Genomic DNA, 5,982 nt, shown 5'->3' with positions numbered 1-5,982 from the left:
AGCATTACGGTCATCTGTACGGTCGAACGAATCGGATACTAAAATACTAAATCCGCAACGTTTTTTCTCTTGTTCCATTTTGATTTTTATTAGGCCAAAATGTGTCAAGTTTTTTTAGGAGAGGACATAAAGAGAGATTTTAATCATTAGAACGGCGAATTGGAATTAACCATCCTTTTAAAGTGTATTGTAGTGGGTATGAAATAAAAACAGCAACCGATTTTTTTCTGTTGCTGTTTTTATATTGTTGGTGGGATAGGGATGATTTTTTTCATGGATTACATTTCTATATTTCTAAAAGATATCCCTGAAATTTGCCTGTACTGCGGTGAACTTACACCAAAAATAGATTTAGAATAGTCTTTTGCGTTTTGGGCAAGTGTAACCATTCCATCATCCTGATTGTATAAAACATTATCTCGGATGATACGTGCATTGCCTAATTGGGCATTTATTAAAATCACCTCACGATTTTTTTGTAGTAAATCTTTGTGCAACTTAAGCAGCGTATCTAGTCGCAAATCATTTTCGTTAGGGTTATACTGCGGCAAGGTGCTTAACAGATGAATTTGCTTTTCTAAACTATCTAATTTGCTATCAAAACTTTGTTGTGATGCCGAAATCTGCGTTACTACTGTGCCACTTGCCGCTAGTTGTTGTTTTTCTGCTTCGGTTAGCTTGGCCGATGCCCTTCGCCCTTGTAGTTTACGGTGGTTGGTAGCGGCGTTTTCTATATTAGCGGTTGTTACACTGCTGGCTTTTAATGCATTAAAAATACGGGTGCTTAATTTACTTAAAGGCTCAAAGGCTTTGGCGCGATCTGCAACTGAACTGCTGTTTGCGCCTATAAGTCTATTTACTTGTTCGGTAACCGTTCTGGCCGCTTTTGCTTTATCATTTAAACTGGTTGGATAAATGCTGGCATTACTGGGGTTGTAGATTGACCCAAAGCTGGTTAAATAGGTAATTAGGGTTTCGAAGTTGGCCACATTCTTGGCATGGCCGGTTTCATACGTTTTAGACATTTTTTGTGTTTTAAGAAGTAAATATTTGATTAATTAAAATCAAGGTAGGAATTTATGTTTACAACTTTTAGGAGTGTTTGGATTTTTTTTGAGAGCGGTACGAGAAACCGTATAAAATGATTATAGTGATTGAATAGGCTTGGATAATTAAACTTTAAAATTAATAGTATGGCTAATTACAGATTAAATTTGAATCAACAAACTAATTGAGATTATGAGGTTCATGCACAGAGTTGTGATTACTATCCTACACGAAACTATGATGACTTAGGTAAATATATTGCTGTGAATCAGCAGTTAATTAAGCTGAAATAAAACATCCTTACAAACAAATTAATAGATGTGTGCACTGTGCAAATGATTGCCACACGAGTTAAGTAGATGATTCTTTTTAGAGGAGCAGTAGCTAAGAAGCTGCTGCCCTTTTAATTGATAAAGAATAAATATATCTTAATATAGGTTTAGAAATTGAAATGTGTTTTGCTATGGCATATTACTAAGTATTTTGTGCACTTGCTTTGCCGCTTGCTAAAACAAGTAAAAGAATAAGTATTTCATAATTGTTTGCAGTATGTTCCTTTTATTATTCTATATCCACTCGTCTAATTATAAATAGTGGAAACATTGTTATGTTTTTTTGAAGTATATCAGGGTACAATAGTGCAGATAACATATTTATTAAAGAATTGTTACTAAGGGATATGTTGTTTTCAGATGGATTCTGACCAGCTTTTGCGTTATTTAAGATTAATATTGGTATAATAAGTGTAATAGTACTACCATCTTTAATAACTAGCTTACTGTAGTCCATTTTCTTTAATTGCAAATAATTAGGAAACACTTTATATCCAAGACTATCTGTAAACAGAATGTCTGATACATTGATGGATTTACCCATCTTTTGTACCTTAATTCTTAAATTGAGGGTATATACATCTTTTTTGGATTTTAAGAACGATATATCATATTGTCGACCCAAAAATTTCGACATTTCGTTTACAAATTCTGACTTGCGATTGTTCTGACTAGATTGCGCAATGCCTTGTTCTGAAAAGCACAATATTGACAATAGCATAAAAATTATTAGTATTTTCTTTTTCATGATGTATTTTTAATGGATTAAGGACATTTGGTTCCTGTATATCCTGGTTTTGTAGTATCTCTTTCTTGATCGTTTACAGCTTTCGCCCCATTCGAAAGCTGTACAATACCGCCTTGAGCCAACGAATATGCCCTACCTGTATCATAATTCGGATTGAAAGCTAGAATAGCATCCTTTAATCCATTCAGATAATTATTAGCTGCAAGTTCAAAATGACCATCAACTTCTTTAAATAATGTTCTTCCACCATTGAAATCCAGCGAACCGAAAGTAGCAGCAAATACATCATCAGATAAAGTTGACTGCGCATATGCTACATATGCGTGTAATGCTTCATGATACATCGTTGCCAAAATATATTCTTTGCTTGATTTCGAAAGAACATCTGGATTCAATAAGATTTTATATACTGCACCATTACTAGGAGATGTACCAGCTAATCCATCAAATCTCCCATCTGTTGCTGTATTTTTCAGCGTATTATCTATTGAAAATCTTAAATCTATATTTGCATTCGTACCAAACGTTTTTTTAATAAGAGCAGCTAAATCTGTATTCAAATTTGGTAATCTTCTTAATAAATCCTGTGCGCATGGATAGCCCCTCAAACTGTCTATAATATCTCTTTGCATGCAACTTTCCAATCCAGTAGTCCCGCCAATGCAGCCACAGGGCGAATCAATAGCCTTGCCATTTTTAACACCTGCGCAATCAAAATATGGAGTACCACTCCCGCCGGGCGGCTGATAGCCTCCGTTGTTGCCGCCTTTTCCATTCCCACCACCGCAGGCATTGAAATATGAACTTCCTTTTTCGTAGACATTGCATACCATGTAACCTTCAACACCGGCACAGGCTACACCATATTCAGTAATCTTCCCAATGCATTCATCAGGATAGGCGAGTTGCAATTTTTCCTTGCTAGACGTTCCCTTTTGCTGATTCCTACTTAGCCGATCCAATTGTGCATTCAGGTAAATAGATTGCTCGATAGGCTGAATACTATTGGTCACTTCACCCGAAGCATAATTCCAGCCATTAGAAAAGCTGCCATCAAAATTATAATACATTACCTTTCCGCTTAGGCCATTCATCTGTTTATAATGAAGCTGCTCTAAATTTAATAAACTGCCTTCATTTAAAATAGACTGATAAACACCGTAATCGATTTTTGATGTTTTTTTATTTTTAAAAATAAGTAGCTTGATCAGGTTTCTGTTAGTGCTGCTTTTCTCTTTCACAACAGTAGCATTAATTACCTGAAATACCTGATCTGGATTCTCCAGATTTAATTCATAAACAATCTGATCATCGTGATCGCTAACAAAAACATCATCCCAAATCGGTTTCATCTTTTGAAATCTGTCATTGATCACTTTGCCAGAATTAGATTCATACCAGTTCCGCAAATCACTTAATTCAGCATTTGAAAGTTGAGATGATCCCAAGTCCTTTTTACAGGAATAAATAATAATAGTGGTAGTTAGTAATAAAGTTAAGGCAAGTCCATACTGCTTTAACAAAACATAGTTTTTCCTCATTTGAGTAGTTGATTAGATAAAGAATAGATTTAAGGTTGAGGTATACCTGAAACAAGTTAAATAACTTGATAGGAAATATTTTTTTACACCAACTACTTATTTTATTACACGAACCGTCTTATTAAGTGGCAATAAAACAAAAAAAGCTTTCCCTTTTGAGGAAAGCTTTCTAAATATCTATTTTTCTATTTATTCTTCAATATCTCCACTTTCTCTTTCTCACTCGCCAACAACCTTTCGTACAATTCTTTATTTGCCTCTAATGCTTCTATTAATTTATCCAAGGGATTAAATGTAGGTTGGTAATTAAACAAGGAACCATTATCATGATTGGTAACTGTATTTCCAATAATATTAAAAATTGCTTCTTCACTAAAATTTCTAATTGATTCAGTTGTCAGTCCTAAAACCTTCGCCACTTTTTCTAAAGTAGAATCCTCAATGTCTGCACTCTGTTCTAATTTGCTAATCGCTTGTTGGCTAATGCCCAATTCGATTGCGAGTGCTTCTTGTTTCATTCCACGTAATTCGCGGATGCGACTAATCTTTCTACCTAAGTGTGTGCGGTTGGTTTTTTCAGCAGTTTCCATAGCCAAATATATCTAAATTTTTGTGGGTGAGAAACATTAGGGAGGTTGTTTTAAACAACGGCCTATGGTTCGGTACTGTTCTTTATGCCACTAATTTAAGGTTTTATTTACAACCTATAGTGATGATGAAGAAAATTAAAACCTCCGAACCCCAAAAGCACCAGCCACTTAAAGCATTAATAGCGCAGTTGGTGCAGGCTTACGCCCCCTTACAAATTTATCAGTTTTCTAAATTAACCAAAAAGGAGCATGCAAAGAGCGTTTTTAGTACGGCAGAAATGCAAAAGCAGCGTACTTACTATCTTTTAATGCTTACCGAAACCGCAGGCATTAAAGAAAGCCAAGTGCAAGATTTTGTAGCCAGCGCTAATGTTAACGCAAAAGTAATTATACAGGTGCGTGCGCGGGCTGTTTTATTGAAACAATTAAACCAGCGGAATGCTTACCTGGCTACCATTACCAATTTGGGTAAAAGGTGGTATAGCGCACCCGGGCAAGAAGAAAACCCTGCGCTGCTAAAGCCAAACCCTAAAAAGCTATTGGGCAAGAATATTGTGCATTGGCGCAAGCGAAGTGAAATGGCTACTGCTTTTTTTATTGCCGCAGCGCAAGCCATTAAAATGAGGCAAAAGCAGACTTGTCTTTTTCTGCTTAATGAAGCAGCAAAGCAGGCCTGCCTGGGGTTAATTTATGTTTTTATGGGTGATGAACCTGAGCAGTATAACCTGCAATGCTTGCTTAATTTGTGCGCCTGCTTTTCGAAGCTGCCAGAGCAATGTTTTTTAGGTACGCCACAGCGTAGATTGCTTTTCGAAATTATGGTTAAGTATGCTAGCCAGCTTGGTTGTGGGGAGGATTTTGATTTGCAGGGTAAGTCTATTGATCAATTTAGGGATTTAGTTGATGAGTTTTTGAAGGTAGTGGAGGTTTTGTGTAAGGAGAGGTTGGCGGTGTTGCAAAAGGGAATTTTATAGATTGGAACAAGGTGCTGATTGCGAGGTGCGAAGAATGGTTTTTTCTAGCGCCCTTTCCCATCCTAGGGAAAGGTGCCGATAGGCGGATAGGGGCTGTTTTTCCGCTGCACTGGCTTTCCTCGGCTGGCCGCCGAAGGGCTCTTACTTTTTTGCTTGATCAAAAAAGTAACAAAAAAATCAAGGCTTGGATCTGATGTCGGATTAGCGCGTCGAAATTTAAATGGCGGTAGCGCAAGGGCTCGATTCATTTTGAATAAAAGATTTATTTTAAGAGCCATTCGCGCTACCTTGGGTTGTGGGGATTTGAACGGAGGTGCAAAAATTTCAACGGCTTCTCCTTCCATCATCTCCTAGGCCGGATAGCAGGGTGTATATAGCAGGATTGTCATCTAGAGCCAGAGCATAGCGAAGGATCTCTGCGTTTCTACCCACCAACTTCGTTCAGCACTGAACCTTTTCTCACATTTACATGAACGGTGGGTTAAAACGATCGTCATCCTGAACTTGATTCAGGACCTAACGAAAAACCGTCATTGTATGGGCTTCATCTGCTGAGCCAATCTCCATCGAAAAATCTTCAAAATAGATTGCTTCGTCGTACCTCCTCGCAATGACGATTTTCTAATAGATTCGTCCTCCGGCATAATGCAAAGGTTGGTCCCGCAGATATAAATGATTACCGCAGATTTTTACCTTTCGCTTCTGCGGAAATCTTCTTAATCTGCGGGAAAATTATTTAAGCGAGCAGGG

General features: G+C 37.1%; 6 protein-coding genes. 1 reads left to right on the top strand and 5 read right to left on the bottom strand.

The genetic code is table 11. The annotated features are described in order from the left end of the window. Window positions 1-278: 278 nt before the first annotated feature. From ACN1CD_RS23470 to ACN1CD_RS23455, 4 genes are all read right to left on the bottom strand, one after another. Window positions 279-1,025, bottom strand: a complete 747-nt coding sequence (locus ACN1CD_RS23470; protein WP_419132863.1) for a hypothetical protein — start codon at window positions 1,023-1,025, stop codon at window positions 279-281. A gap of 583 nt (window positions 1,026-1,608) precedes the next feature. Further along, the gene (locus tag ACN1CD_RS23465) at window positions 1,609-2,127 is read right to left on the bottom strand and encodes a hypothetical protein (RefSeq protein ID WP_419132862.1); all 519 of its coding nucleotides are present in this window, start codon (window positions 2,125-2,127) and stop codon (window positions 1,609-1,611) included. 17 nt (window positions 2,128-2,144) lie between these two features. After that, window positions 2,145-3,668 (bottom strand): hypothetical protein, encoded by a 1,524-nt coding sequence (locus ACN1CD_RS23460; RefSeq protein WP_419132861.1) that lies wholly within the window; start codon window positions 3,666-3,668, stop codon window positions 2,145-2,147. Window positions 3,669-3,853: 185 nt separating this feature from the next. Then, on the bottom strand, window positions 3,854-4,258 hold the full coding sequence (locus ACN1CD_RS23455; protein ID WP_419132859.1) for a helix-turn-helix domain-containing protein: 405 nt from the start codon (window positions 4,256-4,258) through the stop codon (window positions 3,854-3,856). Between the two features lie 122 nt (window positions 4,259-4,380). Here ACN1CD_RS23455 and ACN1CD_RS23450 point away from each other — a divergent pair, with 122 nt between their 5' ends. Then, a complete protein-coding gene (locus tag ACN1CD_RS23450; RefSeq protein WP_419132858.1) occupies window positions 4,381-5,232 on the top strand; it encodes a hypothetical protein in 852 nt (283 codons plus the stop codon). Window positions 5,233-5,294: 62 nt separating this feature from the next. Here ACN1CD_RS23450 and ACN1CD_RS23445 read toward each other — a convergent pair whose 3' ends face one another. Continuing rightward, window positions 5,295-5,579 (bottom strand): hypothetical protein, encoded by a 285-nt coding sequence (locus ACN1CD_RS23445; protein ID WP_419132857.1) that lies wholly within the window; start codon window positions 5,577-5,579, stop codon window positions 5,295-5,297. Window positions 5,580-5,982 lie beyond the last annotated feature (403 nt).

This window comes from Pedobacter sp. N23S346, from assembly GCF_048515415.1.
Lineage (GTDB): Bacteria > Bacteroidota > Bacteroidia > Sphingobacteriales > Sphingobacteriaceae > Pedobacter.
The sequence above is the reverse complement of the archived record's forward strand: the minus strand, read 5'-3'. Positions and strand labels throughout refer to the sequence as shown.